Genomic DNA, 3254 nt, shown 5'->3' on the forward strand with positions numbered 1-3254 from the left:
CTTGAGGGGGAGATGTCCGGTAGGACAGAGGGGGGCCTCGTAGAACTCAACGCCTACGATGATTTCGCGAATTTTCATCCGCGCAATTCTGTCACGATTCCAAATACGTGTCCGCCCAGTTCGACACCGCCCAGCGCGGGTTGTTGGCGATGTTGCCGACTGTGTCTCGCGCGACGCTGATGAAACTCCATTCGGCGACGTTGATCAGCGGCAGGTCGGCTGCGACCTCCTTCTGGAACTCCTTGTAGAGGTCGGTGCGGGCTGATGCGTCGAGCGTCTCCGATGCCTTGGCGATGAGCGCATCGAGCGCATCGTTCTTGTAGCCGCCCTGGTTGGAGAACGGCACGCCGTCGGGAATGCCGCTCTGCACCAGGATGGTGGTCGAGATCGCCGGATCGCCGCGGAACACCGGCGGACCGACCGCGAGATCGAAGGCGTGGTCGGTGTAGACCGCCTTGATGTGCGCGGCCGAGTCGTTGTTGACCAGCTCAGCGTCGATGCCGATGGCGGCGAGCGCCTGGCGCAGATAGTCGCCGAACTGTTTTGTCTCGTTGAAATAGGGCGCAGGCAGCAGTTTCAGCGTGAAGCGCTTGCCGTCCGGGCCTTTCTTGTAGCCGGCTTCGTCGAGCAGCGCGTTGGCCTTGGCGACGTCGAAGGCATAGGTCGGCACATCGGCGGTGTAGAATTGTGGATCGTTCTTCGGCACCGGGCCGGTGGCTGTCGCGGCATAGCCGAGGAACACCGTCTTGACGACGAAATCCTTGTCGATGGCATGTGCGATCGCCTGCCGCACTTTGACGTCGGCCAGTTCCTTGCGGCGATGATTGATCTCGACGACGAGTTGATAGGTCAGCCCTTCGTAACCCTTGGTGATCACTTTCAGCCCCGGCACTTTCGAGATGCGGTCGAGGTCGGCCAGCGGCACGGCGGAAAAGGCCGCCAGCTGGATCTCTCCGGCCTCCAGCGCGCTGGCCGCGGACGTGCGATCCGGCAGCACCTGATAGATGATCTCATCGAGATAGGGCTCGTCCTTGCCCCAGTAGTCGGTGTTTTTGGTCAGCCGGTAATACTGGCCGGCCTTGTACTCGCCGAATTTGAACGGTCCGGTGCCGATGGGCGCGTTGTTGGCCGGGTTGTCCTCGATCTTGCCGACCTCGTAGATGTGCTTCGGCACCACGCTGCTCAGCGCCGGCAGCGCGTTGCGGATCAGCTGGAACGGCGTCGGCTTGGCGAATTTGAACACACCGGTGAGATCGTCGGGGGTCTCGACGCTGGCCAGGTCCTTGAACACGGTGCGGCCGAGGTTCTGCAGCGGCTTCCAGATCTGCAGCGCCGAGAAGGCGACGTCGGCGGAGGTGAACGGCTTGCCGTCATGCCATTTGACGCCGTCGCGCAGTTTGAACGTCACCGAGAGCCCGTCGGCGGCACCCTCCCAGCTCAGCGCCAGCCTTGGCGCGAGTCCGTCCTTGCCGTCGTAGGAGGCTTCGGCCAGCGTTTCGACGATCTTGCTGGAGATGAAGAAGACGCCGTTGGAAGCGACGATCGCCGGGTTGAGGTTGCGCGGTTCGGAATCGGCGGCAAGCACAAGCCGCCCGCCCTTCTTCGGCGTCTGCGCCCAGCCCGGTGTCGGCATGGCGGTGGAGGCCAGCAGCATTGCCGAGCCGGAAAGCATCGTGCGCCTGGAAATCGTGAAACCTGACATGATCGAACTCCGTCCTCTCCGCGACCCGGTTGGGCGCGCCAATACCCCTCGAACGCCGGCAAGCCCGCCAGCATCCTTGCGGCGGCGATTATGAGCCTTGCCGAGGGTTTCGCCAGAGACGGAATTGGCGCATCCTCGCTTGGCTTTGAAATTTTCGTCCGCTGGACCAGTTTGGAATATGCGCTTCTATCACGTCAATCTGGTAGGACCAAATTGATGGGATATGCGACGGACAAAGGTATGATGACATGGAACGGTGCTGTTTGCCCTATTTCTGGCTGGACCAGAACGGGCAAAATGGTGCAGATTTGAGTCATGGCCAGGGGATCGCGAGCGGAACGGCCGGCGGTCCCAGGCAATTCAGGGAGAGAGAGATGAACATTGCTCCGGGCAAGAATGCCGTCGGCAATATCCCGTTCGACCAGGCAAGGGTCGACCGGCTGATGGAGGAGGCCGGCATCGATGTGCTGCTCGCCACCTCCAAGCACAACACGCAATACCTGCTGGGCGGTTACAAGTTCATCTTCTTCGCCGCCATGGATGCGATCGGCCACAGCCGGTACCTGCCGATCGTCGTGTACGAAAAGGGCGGGCCGGACCATGCCGCCTATATCGGCAACCGCATGGAGGGCGGCGAGCACCAGAACAATCCGTTCTGGACGCCGACGCTGCACGCCGCCTGCTGGGGCACGCTCGACGCCGCCAACCTTGCGGTCGAGCACCTGCAGAAGATCGGCAAGGCCGGCGCGCGCATCGGCATCGAGCCTGGCTTCCTGCCATCGGACGCCTATACGCTGATCCGCAAGGCGTTGCCGGATGCCAGGCTGATCGATGCGACCGACATGCTGGAGCGCATGCGCGCCATCAAGACCGATGCGGAGCTGGAGAAGCTGCGCACGGCCTCCGAACTGATCACCGATTCCATGCTGGCGACCATTGCCTGGGCGCGTGAAGGCACGACTAAAAGCGAGATCATCGAGCAGCTGCGGCGCGAGGAAACCAATCGCGGCATCCATTTCGAATATTGCCTGCTGACGCTGGGTGCCAGCCACAACCGCGCCGCTTCACCGCAGGCGTGGAAAAAAGGCGAGGTGCTGTCAATCGATTCCGGCGGCAATTATCACGGCTATATAGGCGACCTCTGCCGGATGGGCATTCTCGGCGAACCGGATGCCGAGCTGGAAGATCTGCTGGCCGAGGTCGAGACGGTGCAGCAGGCGGCCTTTTCAAAAGTCAAAGCGGGCACGCTGGGCGGCGACATGATTTCGCATGCCGAGGGCGTGCTGAAGGCTTCGAAGGTCGCGCCCTACACGGATTTCTTCGCCCATGGCATGGGGCTGATCACGCACGAGGCGCCGTTCCTGATGACCAACCACCCGGTGACCTATGAAGGCACCTATGCGGCCAAACCGCTGGAGAAGAACATGGTGCTGTCGGTGGAGACGACCATGCTTCACCCGACACGGGGCTTCATCAAGCTGGAAGACACGCTGGCGGTGACGGAGAGCGGATACGTGATGTTCGGTGATCGGGGCCGGGGGTGGAACAGGGG

General features: G+C 62.1%; 3 protein-coding genes. 2 read left to right on the plus strand and 1 reads right to left on the minus strand.

The features are described from left to right. Positions 1-91: 91 nt before the first annotated feature. Positions 92-1702: an ABC transporter substrate-binding protein gene (locus EN949_RS34095; protein ID WP_127365904.1), complete on the minus strand. Its 1611-nt coding sequence runs from the start codon at positions 1700-1702 to the stop codon at positions 92-94. A 90-nt stretch (positions 1703-1792) separates the two neighbouring features. On the opposite strand from EN949_RS34095, the gene EN949_RS34100 reads away from it, so the two are divergent. After that, entirely contained in the window at positions 1793-2014 is a 222-nt protein-coding gene (locus tag EN949_RS34100; RefSeq protein WP_127224205.1) for a hypothetical protein, read from the plus strand. Positions 2015-2076: 62 nt separating this feature from the next. After that, positions 2077-3254 (plus strand): Xaa-Pro peptidase family protein (locus EN949_RS34105; protein ID WP_140736587.1); only part of this gene is annotated, 1178 nt, incomplete at its 3' end.

This window comes from Mesorhizobium sp. M7A.F.Ca.US.007.01.2.1 (assembly GCF_003998165.1).
In the GTDB taxonomy this organism is placed as follows: Bacteria; Pseudomonadota; Alphaproteobacteria; order Rhizobiales; family Rhizobiaceae; genus Mesorhizobium; species Mesorhizobium ciceri.

Coding starts and splice junctions, on each gene's coding strand:
- EN949_RS34100 (WP_127224205.1), top strand. CDS start 1,793: ATGAGCCTTGCCGAGGGTTTCGCCAGAGACGGAATTGGCGCATCCTCG.
- EN949_RS34095 (WP_127365904.1), bottom strand. CDS start 1,702: ATGTCAGGTTTCACGATTTCCAGGCGCACGATGCTTTCCGGCTCGGCA.